Annotated in this window: 20 protein-coding genes; 8 read left to right on the plus strand and 12 right to left on the minus strand. The window is 58.6% G+C overall.

Annotated elements, in window-relative coordinates; genetic code table 11:
• Positions 1-29: 29 nt before the first annotated feature.
• Positions 30-890 (minus strand): non-homologous end joining protein Ku, encoded by an 861-nt coding sequence (gene ku / locus AC07XZ_RS05625; protein WP_102686229.1) that lies wholly within the window; start codon positions 888-890, stop codon positions 30-32.
• A 194-nt stretch (positions 891-1,084) separates the two neighbouring features.
• On the opposite strand from ku, the gene AC07XZ_RS05630 reads away from it, so the two are divergent.
• Together AC07XZ_RS05630 and AC07XZ_RS05635 are read left to right on the plus strand one after the other, a co-directional pair.
• Positions 1,085-1,426, plus strand: a complete 342-nt coding sequence (locus AC07XZ_RS05630) for a hypothetical protein (protein ID WP_102686228.1) — start codon at positions 1,085-1,087, stop codon at positions 1,424-1,426.
• 50 nt (positions 1,427-1,476) lie between these two features.
• Positions 1,477-2,622 carry a PQQ-dependent sugar dehydrogenase gene (locus tag AC07XZ_RS05635; RefSeq protein ID WP_102686227.1) on the plus strand — a complete coding sequence of 382 codons (1,146 nt, stop codon included), beginning with the start codon at positions 1,477-1,479 and terminating at the stop codon, positions 2,620-2,622.
• A 5-nt stretch (positions 2,623-2,627) separates the two neighbouring features.
• Here AC07XZ_RS05635 and AC07XZ_RS05640 read toward each other — a convergent pair whose 3' ends face one another.
• On the minus strand, positions 2,628-3,731 hold the full coding sequence (locus AC07XZ_RS05640; RefSeq protein ID WP_102686226.1) for a GNAT family N-acetyltransferase/peptidase C39 family protein: 1,104 nt from the start codon (positions 3,729-3,731) through the stop codon (positions 2,628-2,630).
• A 92-nt stretch (positions 3,732-3,823) separates the two neighbouring features.
• Between AC07XZ_RS05640 and AC07XZ_RS05645 the strand changes: the two genes are divergently transcribed.
• Both AC07XZ_RS05645 and AC07XZ_RS05650 read left to right on the plus strand, forming a co-directional pair.
• Positions 3,824-5,398: a RimK family ATP-grasp domain-containing protein gene (locus AC07XZ_RS05645; protein ID WP_102686225.1), complete on the plus strand. Its 1,575-nt coding sequence runs from the start codon at positions 3,824-3,826 to the stop codon at positions 5,396-5,398.
• A gap of 7 nt (positions 5,399-5,405) precedes the next feature.
• A complete protein-coding gene (locus AC07XZ_RS05650) occupies positions 5,406-6,329 on the plus strand; it encodes a magnesium transporter CorA family protein (protein WP_085683743.1) in 924 nt (307 codons plus the stop codon).
• Here the strand turns inward: AC07XZ_RS05650 and AC07XZ_RS05655 are convergent.
• The 3 genes from AC07XZ_RS05655 to eco form a co-directional block, all read right to left on the minus strand.
• Positions 6,310-6,648 (minus strand): DUF2834 domain-containing protein, encoded by a 339-nt coding sequence (locus AC07XZ_RS05655; RefSeq protein ID WP_102686224.1) that lies wholly within the window; start codon positions 6,646-6,648, stop codon positions 6,310-6,312. The two genes, AC07XZ_RS05650 and AC07XZ_RS05655, sit on opposite strands and share 20 nt — an antisense overlap.
• Before the next feature lie 83 nt (positions 6,649-6,731).
• Entirely contained in the window at positions 6,732-7,037 is a 306-nt protein-coding gene (locus tag AC07XZ_RS05660) for an NIPSNAP family protein (RefSeq protein ID WP_102686223.1), read from the minus strand.
• A gap of 20 nt (positions 7,038-7,057) precedes the next feature.
• Entirely contained in the window at positions 7,058-7,543 is a 486-nt protein-coding gene (gene eco / locus AC07XZ_RS05665) for a serine protease inhibitor ecotin (RefSeq protein WP_102686222.1), read from the minus strand.
• Positions 7,544-7,914: 371 nt separating this feature from the next.
• On the opposite strand from eco, the gene AC07XZ_RS05670 reads away from it, so the two are divergent.
• Positions 7,915-8,184: a DUF1652 domain-containing protein gene (locus tag AC07XZ_RS05670; RefSeq protein ID WP_085745760.1), complete on the plus strand. Its 270-nt coding sequence runs from the start codon at positions 7,915-7,917 to the stop codon at positions 8,182-8,184.
• On the opposite strand, the gene AC07XZ_RS05675 is transcribed toward AC07XZ_RS05670, so the two are convergent.
• Positions 8,181-8,579, minus strand: a complete 399-nt coding sequence (locus AC07XZ_RS05675) for a hypothetical protein (RefSeq protein WP_011334037.1) — start codon at positions 8,577-8,579, stop codon at positions 8,181-8,183. The two genes, AC07XZ_RS05670 and AC07XZ_RS05675, sit on opposite strands and share 4 nt — an antisense overlap.
• A 90-nt stretch (positions 8,580-8,669) precedes the next feature.
• Positions 8,670-8,930, minus strand: a complete 261-nt coding sequence (locus tag AC07XZ_RS05680; RefSeq protein ID WP_011334038.1) for a DUF2790 domain-containing protein — start codon at positions 8,928-8,930, stop codon at positions 8,670-8,672.
• Here AC07XZ_RS05680 and AC07XZ_RS05685 point away from each other — a divergent pair.
• Both AC07XZ_RS05685 and AC07XZ_RS05690 read left to right on the plus strand, forming a co-directional pair.
• Positions 8,923-9,060, plus strand: a complete 138-nt coding sequence (locus AC07XZ_RS05685; protein WP_158247721.1) for a hypothetical protein — start codon at positions 8,923-8,925, stop codon at positions 9,058-9,060. The two genes, AC07XZ_RS05680 and AC07XZ_RS05685, sit on opposite strands and share 8 nt — an antisense overlap.
• Positions 9,061-9,424: 364 nt before the next feature.
• Positions 9,425-9,721, plus strand: a complete 297-nt coding sequence (locus AC07XZ_RS05690) for a hypothetical protein (protein ID WP_025109577.1) — start codon at positions 9,425-9,427, stop codon at positions 9,719-9,721.
• A gap of 149 nt (positions 9,722-9,870) precedes the next feature.
• Here the strand turns inward: AC07XZ_RS05690 and AC07XZ_RS05695 are convergent, their stop codons facing one another.
• From AC07XZ_RS05695 to AC07XZ_RS05705, 3 genes are read right to left on the minus strand one after another with little or no spacing between them, the layout of a single operon-like run.
• Positions 9,871-10,404, minus strand: coding sequence for a hypothetical protein (locus AC07XZ_RS05695; RefSeq protein ID WP_219733540.1), 534 nt, complete (start codon positions 10,402-10,404; stop codon positions 9,871-9,873).
• Positions 10,401-10,964, minus strand: coding sequence for a transglycosylase SLT domain-containing protein (locus AC07XZ_RS05700; RefSeq protein ID WP_102686221.1), 564 nt, complete (start codon positions 10,962-10,964; stop codon positions 10,401-10,403). Before AC07XZ_RS05700 ends, AC07XZ_RS05695 begins: the two co-directional genes overlap by 4 nt.
• 1 nt (position 10,965) lies before the next feature.
• A complete protein-coding gene (locus AC07XZ_RS05705) occupies positions 10,966-13,161 on the minus strand; it encodes a type VI secretion system Vgr family protein (protein WP_102686220.1) in 2,196 nt (731 codons plus the stop codon).
• Positions 13,162-13,522: 361 nt separating this feature from the next.
• On the opposite strand from AC07XZ_RS05705, the gene AC07XZ_RS05710 reads away from it, so the two are divergent.
• Positions 13,523-14,824, plus strand: coding sequence for an OprD family porin (locus AC07XZ_RS05710; protein ID WP_102686219.1), 1,302 nt, complete (start codon positions 13,523-13,525; stop codon positions 14,822-14,824).
• A 144-nt stretch (positions 14,825-14,968) separates the two neighbouring features.
• Here AC07XZ_RS05710 and AC07XZ_RS05715 read toward each other — a convergent pair whose 3' ends face one another.
• Together AC07XZ_RS05715 and AC07XZ_RS05720 are read right to left on the minus strand one after the other, a co-directional pair.
• On the minus strand, positions 14,969-15,589 hold the full coding sequence (locus AC07XZ_RS05715) for a transglycosylase SLT domain-containing protein (protein ID WP_102686218.1): 621 nt from the start codon (positions 15,587-15,589) through the stop codon (positions 14,969-14,971).
• 44 nt (positions 15,590-15,633) lie between these two features.
• Complete coding sequence (locus AC07XZ_RS05720) at positions 15,634-16,572, minus strand: carbohydrate kinase family protein (RefSeq protein ID WP_102686217.1); 939 nt, start codon at positions 16,570-16,572, stop codon at positions 15,634-15,636.

The raw sequence follows: 16,572 nt of genomic DNA on the forward strand, positions 1-16,572 counted from the left end.
TGTTGAAAGGCAGTCGCCCGATTTCATTTTCACGACGCTCTTTTGGTCTTCTTCGCTGGTGTTGCCTTGCTGGCTGTCTTCTTCGCCGGTTTGGCCGGGGCTTTCCCGCCGAGGCTGCGCTTGAGCAGTTCGGTCAGGTCGATAACATCGGCCGATTTGCGCTCTTCCTCACCGGAAACGGTTTCAACGTCTTCGATCTTGCCTTCATGGGCCTTTTTGTCCACCAGCGCCATGATCTTGTTTTCGAACTCGTCGTTGTAGTCCTCGGGCGTCCAGTCTGCCGTCATGTCTTCCACCAGCCGCTTGGCCATGTCCAGTTCACCCTTGGCCAACTGCGGTTTGGTCACTTCGCTGCCCAGTGCCAGTTCATCAAGGCTGCGCACTTCCTGAGGCCAGCGCAGTTTCACCAGCACCAATGCCGACTCCAGGGGCATCAACGCGGCCAGATACTGACGCGTGTGTAAAACCACACGGGCGAGGGCGACCTTTTGGGTTTTGCTCAGGGTTTCACGCAGAAGGGCGTAGACCTTGCCACCGCGCTTGTCCGGGGCCAGGTAATAGGGCGTGTCGATGTTCTGCAACGGAATTTGCTCGCTGTCGACGAAAGCGAAGATGTCGATGGTCTGGGTCGAAACCGGGTGTGCCGAACGGATCTCTTCCTCGCTGAGCACCACATAGCGGCCTTTTTCGAACTGCACGCCTTTGACGATGTGCTCCTTGGTGACTTCCTTGCCGGTGACCTTGTTGACCCGTTTATAGCCGACCGGGTCCATGCTGCGGCTGTCGAGCCAGTCGAAATCGACGCCTTGGGACGAGGTCGCCGAAACCAGCGCCACGGGGATGTGCACCAGACCGAAACTGATTGCGCCTTTCCAGATTGCCCGAGCCATGGTGCTGTTCTCCGAGTGATGTTCGGGTGACCCGTGGCCCTGCGTAAAAGTTTCCGTTGTTTGCAGGGTGCGGCGGTAAACGGCAGGTCAAGCCGTGTTACATCTTGTTTAGCGGTGACGGGTTAACAAATCCGAACCCTGGGCGTAGCGTGGACTCGAAGGCTCTAATCCACGTGCATCGAAAGAGGCCGTTCATGAACCGTTTCCTGCTTGGCATTGCATTGCTCGCCCTCACTGGTGGTCTGGTTCACGCAGAGGGCGCAATCACGCATTCACCGTTGTTGCTGGCGCAAAGTCCGACCGGCAACAGCAACAACCCCTACAACAGCCCGATCCGCCGGGCCAACCCCAACAGCATGCAGGGCACCCAGCCCAGCGCTCCGCCTGTTCGCGGGCCGAACACGGTGCCCGTACCACGCCCGCCGACCCTGGAAAACCGCGGCATCGGCAATGGCCAGCCGCTGCGCTCCGTCCCGAGCACGCCACCCACCTTCATCCCCAATCCTCCAGCCCGTGACAGCGGGAGCAACCGTTGAATGGCAGAACCGCTTCTGTCAGCCCTTCACACGAACAAAAGGAATCGTGCATGTTGCGTAAAACCCTTCTGGCCGGCCTGTGTGCCAGTGCACTGATCACTAGCCCGGCGTTCGCTGCCGCTCCCAAAGAGCTGCAAAGCGAGCAGGGCACCCTCGAGGTCACAACGATTACCCAAGGGCTCAAGCACCCATGGGCCTTGGCGTTCCTGCCGGATCGCCAGGGCATGCTGGTGACTGAGCGCCCCGGTAACCTGCGTGTGGTAGGCGCTGACGGCAAACTGTCCGCGCCGATCACCGGTGTGCCGGACGTCTGGGCCAAAGGGCAGGGCGGATTGCTCGATGTGGTGCTGTCACCGGACTTTAAACAGGATCGCCTCGTGTACCTGTCCTATGCCGAGGGCGGCGGAGCGGGTGACAAAGCCGGAACGGCGGTCGGGCGCGGGCGTCTGTCGGACGACCTGAAAACCCTGAAGGACTTCAACGTGATTTTCCGTCAGGAACCGAAACTGTCGGTCGGCAACCACTTCGGCTCGCGACTGGTGTTCGACCGCGACGGTTACCTGTTCATTACCCTGGGCGAAAACAACGACCGTCCGACCGCGCAGGACCTGGACAAGCTGCAAGGCAAGGTTGTGCGGATCTACCCCGACGGCAAGGTGCCGGATGACAACCCCTTTGTCGGCCAGTCCGGCGTGCGCACGGAGATCTGGTCTTACGGCCACCGCAATCCCCAGGGCGCCGCGCTCAATCCGTGGACCGGAACCCTGTGGGAAAACGAGCACGGCCCGCGCGGCGGCGACGAGGTGAACATCATCGAGCGCGGCAAGAATTACGGCTGGCCGCTGGCGACCCACGGCATCAACTATTCCATGCAACCGATCCCGGAAGCCAAGGGCAAAACCGCAGAAGGCACGGTAGGGCCGCACCATGTCTGGGAAAAATCCCCGGGCGTCACCGGCATGGCCTTCTACGATGCCGATCGCTTCAAACCCTGGCAGCACAACGTGTTCATCGGTGCGCTGGTGACGCAGGAGCTGATCCGTTTGCAGTTCGACGGCGACAAGGTGGTGCATGAGGAACGCTTGCTGGGCGAACTGAAGCAGCGGATCCGTGATGTGCGCCAAGGGCCGGACGGTTACCTGTATGTGCTGACCGATGAGTCCGATGGTTCGCTGTACAAAATCGGACTCAAATGAACCTTTTACGCGGGTGAGCGAGCGTAAAGCACCACCGCTGCCCGCAACTTGCCGCGACCGAAGCGGCACATCTTCTCGAACTCCCCATGGCTGACCGGCACGTGCTGGCAGTCCATGGGCTGACGATGCTGGCTGTGATCGACATCCGGGTCGTGCAGGTAGACGAAGTCTTCATCGCAGTCTGTGACGATCACCCAGTGCGGCGATTTGGACCGGGTCAGGCGATAGCTGCTGATCAGCACCAGGGGTTGACCGCCGTTGGTCAGCAATGCGGGCAAGTCCAGCATTACGCCAATGACCTGATCGACGTCTGTGTCGTTCAGTTGCGTCATGAACTCGTCATGGACCAGGCGCATGACGTCTTTTTTATGCGCGTCACGTACTCCGTCGAGAAAAAGCGGTCCGGTTATGCTCAGTTGCAAACGTACTTTGAAGCCCCGGCGCCAGGCTGCCAGTGCCAGACCTTGCGGGCTGCAACCGCCATGGCCAGCCGTCATGAACACCGTGGTTGCCTCGCGCCACAACTGCAATTCCTCGCGCCGCTCCAGCAAACGATCGGCCTGCAACGCACCCATGGCCATCAGCAGGCAGGCCGGGCCGCAGGTGAAGTCGGTGGTTTGTCGGTAAAAGGGGACCTTGATGTTGCGTGAGTCGCGGTGCTGGAGAATGCGTTTCTCCAGACGCAGTGCGTCGGTGTGATCCTCGTAGTAGTCATGGATCAGGGCAAAACGTCGGTAACCGTTGCGCTCGTACAGAGCGATGGCGGACGGATTGTCGGTGCGCACTTCCAGCCGCAGGTAGGCGCAGTCGTACTCAAGCGCGCAGGCCTCGATCCGTTGCAGCAATTGCTTGCCCAGACCACCGCCGCGCGCCTCGGGAGCAATCGCAATCGAATACAGCCGGGCCAGCGAGGTGCCGCGATGAAACAGCACCAGCGCATAACCGGCGAGTTGGCCCTCACGTTCGGCCACCCACAATTGCCCGTGGGCCCGGGTGATCATCCATTGGAAACTGCGGCGGGTGAGCCGGTCCGTGGTGAAACAGTGCATCTCCAGCGTGAGCAACGCTGGCAAATCATCAACGACCGCCAGGCGAAAAACAGCATTCATATGACCACCGTAAAAGTTGCGTAACGAAACGGGACTTTCGAAAAACTTCGTGCTTAATAGAAAAGGTCTTGTTCTCCAACGGATCAATTTCTATGTCAGCGGTACAGGGTCATTGGCGCGAAGTATCCAGTCAAAGTTTGCCACCGGCAACTTATTTAAAACCGCAGATCAGAACTTCCAGTCAAGTGTTGATCATCGTCGAACGCAAGGAAGACTGGGCCTCGTATTTCCCCAGCGAAGACATCCTGACGGCCCAGGAATACCTTGAACAACCACCCGACAGCGAGCCGGGAAAACGGGTGCAGGTGATCAACCTGTGCCGCAGCTACAAGTATCTGGGGCACGGTTATTACTGCTCGCTGCTGGCTGAAGCGCGCGGGCACAAGGTGATTCCTTCGGTGCGCACCATCAGCGAACTGACGCGAAAATCCCTTTACGGTCTGGCGCTGGATGACCTGGATAAAACCCTGGAAAAAGCCCTCAGTCATCATCTTTACAGCGATACCGAAGGTTTTACGCTGACACTTTATTTCGGCAAAACCCATATCGAGCCGTTGCAGGATCTGGCCCGGCAATTGTTTGAAGTATTTCCGTGCCCGATTCTGTTAGTTGAGTTTCGCAGAACTAACGGATGGCATATCGAAGGCATAAAGTCCGGTGCCTTGCACAAGTTGCGTGACGATCAGGAAGATCAGTTCGCCAATGCGCTGGACGGTTTCAGCCGCAAGATCTGGCGCGTACCGCGTTCGCCGCAAGTGGCGCGTTATGATCTGGCGATCCTGCACGATCCGCAGGAGGCGTTGCCGCCGTCCAACGCCCGCGCACTGGAAAACTTTGTGCGGGTCGGCAAGGGCATGGGCATCGATGTCGAGCTGATCGAACGCAAGGACTACGCAAGGCTGGCCGAGTACGACGGCCTGCTGATCCGCGAGACCACCAGCGTCGACAACCACACTTATCGCTTCGCCAAGAAGGCCGAAAGCGAAGGTCTGGTGGTGATGGACGACCCGACGTCGATCCTGCGCTGCACCAACAAGGTCTACCTGACCGACCTGCTCAACAGCCATCAACTGGGCATGCCGGCCACGGAAATTCTCTACAAGGAGCGACCCGAGGACTTCGAGCGGGTCGGCGAACGCCTCGGTTTTCCGCTGGTGCTGAAGATCCCCGACGGATGTTTCTCCCGTGGCGTGATCAAGGTTGAGAGCCAAGAGGCTTTGCTGGAGGCCACCGCCGAGCTGTTCGAACATTCGGTGCTGTTGCTGGCCCAGGAGTTTTTCTACACCGAGTACGACTGGCGCATCGGCGTGCTCAACCGCAAACCGATCTTCGCCTGCCAGTACTTCATGTCCAAGGGCCATTGGCAGATCTACAACCACAAGGCCAAGGGCCAGGACGTCAACGGCGAATGCCGCACGCTGGCGATTCACGAAGCGCCGCGCGCGGTGGTGGAACTGGCGGTGAAGACCGCCAACCTGATCGGCGACGGCTTGTACGGGGTTGACCTCAAGCAGGCCGGCGACAAGGTGGTGGTAATCGAGGTCAACGATAACCCGAACCTCGACGCAGGCATCGAAGACGCCTACCTGCAGGACGATTTGTATTCACTGGTACTGGAAGAATTCGTGCGGCGTCTCGAACTCAAACGCCGCGGGCAGGCCTGGTGACCGGCCGATGATCAACAGCTTTGCACTGAATCACGGCGGTTTGCAGCGGGTCGAGCGACTGGACGCCGAGGTGATGCTGTTCAGCGACCCCGACGCCGCCGAGCGCGACTTGCTGCACAGTCACTTCAAACTCGATGAACACGCGCTGGCCTCGGCGCTGGATCCGGACGAGGTGTCGCGGATCGAGTTTCACCCCGATCACTTGTTTCTGATCTGGAAACGCCCGGAAAACTATTCCGGCGGCGGCAGCCTGGCGTTCGAGGTGTCGTCCTGCGGTTTGCTGTTCTCACCGGGCCAGTTGCTGGTAATCGCCACGGACGACACGCCGCTGCACGGTGTCGGCACACGTCAGCCACTGAACACGCCGCTGGACGTGTTGCTGGATCTGCTGTTCAACAACATCCATCACTACCTCGGGCATCTGAAGGTGATCAAATTGGTCGCCCGGGAGTTGCAGCAGAAATTCAACGCCTCGATGCAAAACCAGCATCTGGTGCAGATGTTCAACCTCAGCGAAAGCCTGATCTATTACATCAACGCCCTGCACAGCAACGGCGCGGTGCTGACGCGGTTGCGCAATCACGCGGAAAAGCAGCATTTCGGCAGCGAAGCCATCGGCCTGATCGACGACCTGATCATCGAAAACAACCAGTGCTACAAGCAGGCGGAAATCTATTCGACGGTGTTCTCCGGGCTGATCGACGCCCGGGGCAACCTGATGAACAACAGCATGAACAACCTGCTGCGCAAACTGACGCTGATCAACGTGGTGTTCCTGCCGCTCAACCTGATTGCGAGCATCGGCGGCATGTCGGAATTCAGCATGATGACCGCCGGCACGCCGTGGTGGGTGTCGTACCCGTTGTTCCTGGCGGCGATGCTGCTGGGGGCGGGCGGGATGCTGTTCGGGCTCAGGCGTCTGGCGAAATGACCGGGGCCGGGCGTTTGCGATCCTGCAGGCCCCGAACAACCAGGTACAACAACGGCCCGACTGATACAAACACCGCCGTCAGCAACAGATACGGCACCACCGACCAGCCCGACTGCCCACGCTTGCGCGCGTCCTTGTACATCCAGACGCCCGCCAGGGTTGCCAGCAGATAGAGATCGATCACCACCTGCGCAGTGTCGGGCCGAGACATCAGGCTGATGCCGAAGTCGATCAGCGACTGCTCGGCTTGCAGCATCACGGAAACGGTATAGCCGCTGAAGGCGATCAACGCGGTGAGGGGCAGGGCGATGGACATCATTAAATCCTTCCTTGGTCAGATGAATCGGAATTTCCAGCCGCGTAGCTGTCAGCCGTTGGCAGTTGCCAACGGCCTTGAAGTGTTCAGGGCAGCAGCGGACGCAGAAAACTGCGCTCGTAGCTGACGATGAATTTCTTTTCCAGCAAGTCCGCCACCAGTGCCGTGCTTTCCGGGTCTGTCAGTGCGATGTGGCGATAGCTTTCGTAATCCGCCAGCGACGGGAAACTGAACAGGCAATACGCGATGTTGCTCGCGCCTTCAGAGGGCAGGAAGTAGCCGTGATGGGTTCCGCCCAGCCGCTCGACAATGCCTAGCCAGGTCTTGGCGTAGGCTTCGAATGCGTCCAGCTGGTAGGGATCAATCACGTATCTGACGTGGCAAGTAATCAATGCCGATGCTCCTTGGTCAGTTACTCGGGAATGGCCACGCCAACCTTGTCCGAGGCCGACCAGATGCGGAAGCGCACTTCGACGTCCTGCGGTGCGTAGATCACGATCGGCAGCTTGCTGTTGTAGCGCACCGTGAAACCGTCACCGATCACCGGCACGAATGCGCGTTTTTTCTGGGCGCCGGGCGGGCAGGCCATCAGCGTGCTCATCGGGCCGCTGACTTTTTCCAGGCGGTAGAACGGATAGCCCCAGCCTTCGAGGTTTTTCTCTTCGAGGGTGCCGCCCAGGCGTTGGCGGTTGCAGTCGACTTCGAGGGTCTTGCCAGCGAGGATTTCTACTTTGAAGTTTTCTTCCTGGGCCTGCTGCGGCAGGTGGATGACTTGGCGAGTGAAGCCCGCTTCGGCCTTCGGATAAGGCGCGGTGTCTTCAAGTTTGGCGGCGTGGGTGAGGGTGGACAGGCTGGCGAGCATCAGGCCGGCGGTCGCGTAAACAGTGAAATTTCCCATTGAAGCCTCCTGGCGGGTGTACGTTGGTTGACGGACATTCTCACTGCCAAGGGCGATGAATGCAAACCGCCAGCCGCATGCAAATTGCAGTGCCTGCACGATCGAATCTTGCATTTTGCAACTGGCCAGTGGCCTGCCTTTTCCACAAGTCATTGATTTACAAGGAGGTGGAAAAGACCCGATGAAAGGCACGTTTTATGCGTTGATTTGGTGCAGTGCACCGAGTCTGGGCGCCTACACTCCAATGGGCATTTCGCAGTACAGCCGCTTGTCACACCCAGGGATTCAGCGGGGATACACCCGTGGGAAGCCGTGGCAACGGTCAACGTGAATACTTGATTGGCAGTCTCACAGTAAGGAGAGGTTTCGCCATGTTTCTGTCTGCCTTGGAACTCCGCAACATCATTGAAAGCAGTTTTCTACCGAAACGCTGCCAATGCACGCTGTCCCCGGATCTGTCGATGACCGTCAAAGTGTATGGCGATCACCAGACCGATCAGGTTGAGCTGCAGGTGAGTGGCATCGATGCCAGTCATTTGAACAGCTGTCGCGAAATCAACGGCCTGATCGCCGGGTTGCGCTCGGATCTTGCGCAACAAACGGCAATCCATCATTCAGTGCCGCGATCCCGAGTCGTCTAACCGACTGTTTCACCCAGTTCGACCGTCACGCGCCGGGCCTGCAAGAAGCCAAGGCCCAGCGCGAACTCGACCAGCACCGCGAGCAGAATCCCGGGGCCGGCGTGGCCGTTGAGCCATTCAGCAAACCCCAGCACCGCCAGGCCAAAACAGCCGACGATAAAGCCGTTGCTCAGCGCATTGCGCGCGATCGACACCGGCGCGTTGCGTACCAGATAAAACATCACTCCTAACGCTGCAAACAGCACTGCGCTGCGCCTTGCGACGAATCCGGCTGCCTCCGAATACTCGATGCTCCAGATCGCCAGCAACATCTGTGGCGCCAGACCCCACGCCAAGGAAAGCAGAAAACACAGGGAGAAGGTGAGGGTCGAGAGCGTGCGAAACGACAACTGCATGGCGAATCCTTGCGGCAGTGAGGAGGGCCCCGAGCATACTCTTCGAGACCTGTGCTCGCCTACCGCAAAGCCGCAAATCAGAGCTTTCTGTCAGTTCTGGAAGCTGCAGGCGTCAGATAATTTCCGGTAACTGATTTCTTCCGGTTTACCGGTGTTGTCGAGGTACTTCATGTCGGCGGTGATGACCTTGCACTCCTGCGTCTGCGGCTCCGTCAGGGAAACCACTTTGGCGACATGCAGCGGCATTCCGTATTCATAGGGAACAGCCTTGGAAGTGTCATTGGCCTGGGCCAGCCCGGCAAACGCGGTGCAGGCGAGGGCGGTGGTGAGCAGGAACGGACGAATGTTCATGATGGACTCCGGTGCGACGGAAATGGAGTTCGGCATGTTGCAAGCCAAACCTGCCGCACTGGGCGTCAGCCAGGGGCTGAGGGTGTGCGGTTCAGTAGAGTTTTTGACCACGGTGTTAAGCGATGGTTAACCGGGCTGAACGCCGGCTGTCTGGGCGGGGATTGTTTCGCGGGGGAGTCTCGGCGGATTCCTACAAGGGTGGATGCCTTGTCTGCTTTCGGGGGCTGGAGCGGGGCGGTTATGGTTTGGCGTCGCTGCAAAATCAGCGGCTTAGGTTTGGTCACCTAACGTAATCACCTGTGCATGTGTGCCATTATTCGCCCCGACGAACATTCGTGTCCGTGGAGTGCATTGCTGTGGCGGCTGTGTGCAGGGTCGCCTTCGGGCGAGCCGAGTCAGGTGGTTCTCGGTTGACCAAGCCTGTACACAGTCCGCCTCCCCATCGTTTGGTCACGGTGCTGGCGGTTACTTTCAAGCTGCCTTGAGTAATTCCAATGCCAATCCTGAAATTAAGCTCCGCCCGCTATCTCCCGCTCAACAGCGGCGTCACCGACAGCGCACCGCTGGTCATCGACACCCAAGCCAACCCGAAAGACCTCTTCGAAGCCGCCGTGCAACGCATCCGCGCCGCAGCCGACCTGCTCGAAACCCTGCACTGCCTGTGCTTCAAACACGCCGACGTCCAGGACATCCCCCACATCACCCATGCGCTGTACCTGCTGACGCAGGATGGCAGTGATTTGCTTCAGGTTGCGCAGCAGAAAATGTTGAACTGGCAGGCGCCGGTTTGATTTTTAGAGCGACGGCCTAGCATTCACGGGCAGAAAACTTGAATTATCTGCCCGTGCCTATGCCGGTTCAAAGTAGCTAGCAGAGTAATTTGGACTCTCACGGGGAGTGACCTTCTGGTCGACAGAACGCGAAGCCCAACGCAGAGTCATTATTTGAGATCGATGACTTTGAAACCTTTTTTATCGGGTACCGTATTCACTCCCTTGGGTTCTTCCGGCTGGCCTTTTGGGGTGATGTAGTCGTAAACGACAAATTTTTCGGGGATTTCATAGCCATCGTTGGGAATGACCAGGCGCATCTCCCGAGCATTCAGGTACAAAGAAACCGGCAGGGCCTTTTCGGCAAAATCGATGCGTTCCAGCGTTCCGCTGTCTGGATTCTTGCGTAAAACGGCGCCCTTCAAATAGGGAGAGCCATAGTTCATGGCGTAGATCAAAACGGAGCCCGTGCATTTTGCCAATGCAATTTCACCGACGAAGTCCGAGTCGGGCATGTCAGTGAAGGCAGTTTCTGTCTGGTTATTGAGTTTTACGAAGAGTCGCTGCCCGTCCTCACTTGAAGTGGACAGCAGTGAGGCAGTGGTTCCATCTGAAAGCGGGCAATCCAGTAGCGTTTTCTTCGTTTCGGCGAAAGCAGGAAGGCACACTAGAGCGAGGACAAAAGCGAATCCGGCTTTTATCATTTCAATGTATTCCTCAGAACATCCATCGAGTTGGGATTGGCGTCCAGTTTTTTGGCACAGTCACTGATTTTGCGGTAGTAAACGCCATTCGATTTCCCTCGATACTTCTTGTAAGCCTCCTCAGTGGAACTTGAGATGTCGAGCCAATATTGCATGTACTCCGTGCCGATCTTGATGTTCTCGGCCTCGTCCCAAATAGAAGGCGATGCGTAAAAAGCAGCCCCTGCACTGAAGGCCTCGTCTGTCTGGGCTTGGTTGGGCATCCGACCGAGCTCTTTTTTCTTTCGGTATTTATAGACCTGCTTGACCGCAGGCTCCTGCATTTGCATGAGGCCTCTGGCTGAGTGCTTACCACGACCGGCTTCGGGGTCGAAATGCGATTCCATGTATATCTGGCAGATCACCGTGTTGGTGTCGATCTTGGATTGATTATTGGCTTCCACCAGTTTCCGGATTTCTTTCAGGCGTCGGCTGTCATCCACAGCAACCTTCGCTGACGCCGTATCAGCTTTTGGCGTGAGTGGTTTCTGAGCGGTAGTCAGTGGCTTGTTCTTGGCCATTTCAATCGTCCCATCCAGGGTTAATAGGCGGAATATCGTCATAGACTTCAATGACGGCCGTTTCCGCTTCCGTGCTAGAGATTTTTGCTGTTCTTCCCTCATCGTTCGTTCGACCGACAATGCTTTTGCCGGAGGAGGTCTTAATCACGTAGGGGAAGTTCTTCAGTGGTAACCCTGTCTCTTGGCTGGTTACAAGGAAGTCCAGGTCGTGTTCGGTTTTCTCTGGAACGATTTTTCGCTCTAAAAGCTGCCCAACACTTCCGATGGCGGCAGCAATGGGAATGACGGGGGCCAAGATATTGATCCCAGTACCTACCCCTGGAGCACCGCCGGTGTTGGCCTTCACCTCGGCACCGCTGATGGTCACACCACCGGCATCAACCTTGACGAAACTGCCGCCAGCCTTGGCCGTGAGTTCCATGCCACCCTCGATCACGACCTTGTCGCCGGCGTGGTAGTGAATCTCCGTGCCCGCTTCCACGAACTGACCGGTGCCGACCTTCACATGCTGTGTCACGCCCACGGTCAGGTGGTCGTTGGCGCGCATTTCGCTCTTGCGGTCTAGGTGGGTGATGCGGTGTTCCTCGACCTTGAATTCACTTAAAACATTGGCCTCGACGGTGTCATGCCGTTCGTTGCCGACGCGGATCTTCTGGTCGTGCTCGATGTTTTCGTCCCAGTCGCGCTGGGCGTGGATGTAGATCTGTTCCACGCCTTTCTTGTCTTCGATGCGGAACTCGTTGTAGCCCTTGCCGCCCGGTGAACTCAGGGTCTTGAAGGTGCTGCGGGTCTTGTTCGCCGGCAAGTCGTAAGGGACGACGTTTTCCTTGTGGTACAGGCAGCCGGTGACCAGCGGTTGGTCGGGGTCGCCTTCGAGGAATGTCACCAATACTTCCATGCCAATCCGTGGAATGGCGATGCCGCCATAGGCTGCGCCGGCCCAGCCGCTGGCGACGCGCAGCCAGCAGGTGGTCTTGTCGTCGGCCTGGCCGTCGCGGTCCCAGTGGAATTGCACCTTCACGCGGCCGTACTGGTCGCAGTGGATTTCTTCACCGCCAGGGCCGGTGACGATGGCGGTCTGGCTGCCGAGGACTTTCGGTTTCGGGTGTTCGAGGGCAGGGCGGTAGTGGGCGTCCCACGGGGTGGCCACGAAGCTGTTGCGGTAGCCCTGGTGGAAATCGCTCTTGTTGTCGGTGACGTCGCTGGTGACGTTTTCGCCCAGCACTTGCGGCTGTTTGCCTTCGTGGAAGATTTCCAGCAGCAGCCACATATCGTTCCATTCGGCGCGCGGGTGTTCGGCCAGGGTCATGAAATGGCCGGTCGTCAGGGTCGGTTCGTCACCCTTGCCTTCGGCGAGTTTGTAGTCGCTGCGGTGGCGCTCCAGCGCTCGGGTCGAGAGGAACTTGCCGCGCTCGCGCGTGGTGAAACGGCCGGGGTAGTCGTAGTCTTCCAGGTCCGGCATGAACGCGGATTTGGCCGCGCCTTCGGGCAGGATCTTTGGTTTCTCGAAATCGTAATCGCGGCGGCTGACGCGGCTGGTGCGGGTTTCCAGACGCAGGTTGAAGCGCTTGATCACCGGTTTGTCGGCGGTCATGCCGGAGTCTTGCTGGTAGTTGACCGGTTTCAGTTTGCGGAACACGGTTTGGTCGTCGCCGAACACCAGTTTGTGGCCGCTGCTGCTGTGCTGGAAGTGGAAGTGGATGCCTTCCTCTTCGCACAAGCGCTGGATGAAATGCAGGTCGGACTCGTCGTACTGCACGCAGTAGTCGCGTTCCGGGTATTCGGCGCCGAGCTGGAAGCTGTAGGCGTCGGCCAGAATGCCGCGATCTTCCAGAACCTGGGCAATGATCTTCGGCACCGTCAGTTGCTGGAAGATCTGCTGGTCATGGTTGTGCCGCAGGTAGGCCAGTTGCGGTACCAGACTGATGCTGTAACGGGTCAGGGTCTTGCCGGAATCGCCTTGCTCGATGCGATACACCAGACCATGAATCTTGCCCTCGCCGGTGGCGCCGAAGGTCAGGCAGCCGGGCTTGTGCAGGAGTTCTTCAAGTTTGAGGTCGGGGCGGGCGCTGACCAGTTCGATGTCGAAACGGAACGGCTCGTTGAGGGCTTCGCGACCGGTGAAGCTGAGGACTTGCAGGTCGGCGGAAGCGCCTTCGAGCGTGAGGGTAATGTGGGTAGCGTTGGCGTCCAGCATGCCTTGATTTCCGTCCTTTGGATTAGCGTGGGCGGATGGTGCAGGATTAAATCGCCTCGTTCAAGGCGCAAATGCCGTAGAGGCAGTGGTCAGAACCCATAGGGAAAACCCTTAGGCCCACGGTTTGGCCCAGTAAAACAGGCACTTGCGGACGAACCAATCTGTCGCGAACGCCGAATACCGCGTCCTGGAACAACCAGTCAGTTTCAGACTAAAGTCGCCTGTAGCACGTCAAAGCCATCTGCCATCATTGCCGCTCACCCCGCGTGTTCACTGCCTCCCGGTTCTTTATCGACCTGGGACGGGAGCTATTTCTGGTTGTTTGCGCCTCTGCGCAATCGTTGTTCTGTTGGAGTTTTCAATGCGTCCCCCATTTTCCCTCATCACCCCGCGCCAGTCGCTTGGCTTCGGAGCCTTTGTGCTGTGCGCCGGTTTTACCGCACAGGTCCAGGCCAGCGGTTTTTTCGAAGACACCACGGCGAAGATCGAATCGCGCACGGTGTACTTCAACCGCGATTTCCGTGACGGGCACACCTCCAGTGATCAGGGCGCGTCCAAGCGCGAAGAGTCGGCGCAGGGTTTCATTCTCAATCTGCAATCGGGCTACACCGAAGGCACCGTGGGTTTCGGGATCGATGCGCTGGGCATGGCGGGTTTCCAGCTCGATTCCAGCCCGGATCGCAGCAACAGCGGCCTGCTGCCGTCCAGCGGCGACAACCCGCGCGGTTCGAAAGGTCAGTACGCAAAAATGGGCCTGACCGCCAAGGTCAAAGTCTCGGATACGGTGCTGAAGTACGGCGCGCTGCTGCCGGATCTGCCGCTGCTCAAGTACAACGACGGCCGCCTGCTGCCGACCATGTTCAACGGTGCGATGCTGACCTCCAAAGAGGTGAAGAACCTGACCTTCATGGCCGCGCGTCTGGACAACTACACCGCCCGGGACTCGACCGATTCGCAAGAAATACGCGTGCACTGCAAGAACAAGCGTTATGCGTGCAACACCACCGCCGATCATTTCGACATGTACGGCTTCGACTACAAGATCAACGATCGCCTGACCGCGCAGTATCACTACGCCGAACTGGAAGACATCTATCGCCAGCACTTCGTGGGTCTGTTGGCCAATCAGCCGCTGGGTGACGGTGTGTTGAAAGCCGATCTGCGTTTGCTGAAAAGCGCCGACAGCGGCGATGCGAAAGCGGGCTCAATCGACAACCGCGCGTTGAGCGGCATGCTGTCTTACGGCTTCAGCGGTCATACCTTCAGTGCCGGTTGGCAACGCATGAACGGTGACAACTCGATGCCGTATCTGGATGGCAGCAACCCGTATCTGGTGAACTACGTGCAGGTCAACGACTTCGCCGCTGCCCAGGAGCGTTCCTGGCAGCTGCGTTATGACTATGACTTCAAGGCGATCGGCATCAACGGCCTGAGCTTCCTGACCCGTTATGTGAACGGCGACCATATCAAGGTTCCGGGGAGCGATCAGGAAGGCAAAGAGTGGGAACGTGACAGCGAGCTGAAGTACGTGATCCAGACCGGGACGTTCAAGGATGTCAGCCTGCGGTTGCGTAATGCGACTTACCGCACCAACTACGAGAAGTTTGCCCGGGATGTGGATGAGACCCGTTTGATTGTGAGTTATAACTTTTCGGTGTTGTAACCCATAGGCCGGCGGTGTCTGAACTGACGCCTTCGCGGGCAAGCCCGCTCCCACAGGATCTACGTCGTTCTCTAAAGTTGTGGTTACCGTAGATCCCTGTGGGAGCTGGCTTGCCAGCGAAGGCGTCCTAAAGAGCACCGAGAGTCAGAGCCAATGCCAGAACCGGCTCCAGAACCCGCGATTCAGATCATCCTTGCACGCCGCGTATTGCTGACCGTACATGTCCGAGCGGTTCTGCACCTTGCGCGCCACCGGCATCAGCCACGCCTTGCTGGCATAAGTCTTCTGGCGGAAACCGCCCCAGCCTTCGTGGTAATTGAGGTATTGGTTGTAGGCGTCGTACTTGTACACGCCGTTGATCGAGGTGGTCTTGTCCATGTACCAGCCGACGAAGTCGATGGCGTCGTCGAAGTCCTCGCGGTCGGCGCCATATCGGCCGGTGCTTTTCTGGTAGTCGGACCAGACTTCATCCTTGGCCTGCGCATAACCCGAGGCTGTCGTGACGCGACCCCATGGGATCACCCACAACAGGTATTTGCGCGGCGTCTTGGCGTCGTAGCGGTAGCCGGACTCCTGATACATGATCGCGAACGGCACCTGGATCGGTACGCCCCAGCGCTTTTGCGTGACTTGCGCCGCGTCGTACCAATCACTCTTTTCGCGGAAAATCTCGCAGAGGTTTTCCGGCGAACGCGGCGGCGATGTTCCGCAACCGCTCAACAGTGCCGCCAATACCAACAGTCCAACCGTGCGCCGCGAATTCAAAAGCCGTCATCCCGTCGTGCAAAAAAGGGCGCCAGTCTACGCGGTCAGGTCAACTGGTGGCGATAAGGCAAATCCGGACCTGTTTTACTGCATGTAAGGGCGGCGGCCTGTACGGCAAACCTGAGCATGCCGTCGATCTGCTCGCGGCTGAGGTGCTGAACGCCTTCCACCGAATCCAGCTCATGCTCGGTCAGCCAGGTGATCAGCGCGGCCTGGAAGGTATCGCCGGCGCCGACGGTATCGGCAATCTTCACCGAGGTTGCCGGTACCGACCATGAACCGTGAGCGCGACTGAACACGGTCGCGCCTTCACCGCCACGGGTCAGGAAAACGACCTGGCAGCGATGCTGCAACCAGCCTTCGATGACGCGCGCCGGATCTTGTTCGGGGTACAGCAGGCTCAAGTCTTCGTCGCTGACTTTGATCAAGTCCGCCAACGGCACCAGCGTAGCGATTCGTTCGCGCCACAGGTCGATGTTCGGCTCGGGATTGAGGCGCACGTTCGGGTCGAGGCTGATCAGGCGTTTGCCGCTTTCACGCTGCACCAGCGCAAGCAAGGTATCGGCAATCGGCTGCACCACCAGTGAGAAGGAACCGAGGTGCAAGCCGCGCACTTCAGGGTCCAGCGTCGGCAGGTGCGCCAGGCTCAACTGGCGGTCGGCGCAACCCTCGCCACGGAAGCTGTAATGCGGCGAGCCATTGGCGCCCACCGCGACCATCGCCAGGGTGGTCGGCGCGGCGAAATCCACCAGGTAATCCGGGCGTACGCATTCATCCTGCAGCACTTGCTGCAAGCGCCGGCCGAGGTAGTCGGTGGACAACCCGCCAAACAGCGCCGAATCCACGCCCAGTCGGCGCAAACCCACCGCCACGTTGAACGGTGAACCACCGGCAATCGCCTTGAAATTGACTTTCGATGCCTGCCCGCCGGCATCGTCTTCGCTGAAGAAATCGAACAGCGCTTCGCCACACACCAGGTACAT

The organism is Pseudomonas sp. GW458-11-26-14-LB4 (genome assembly GCF_059423925.1).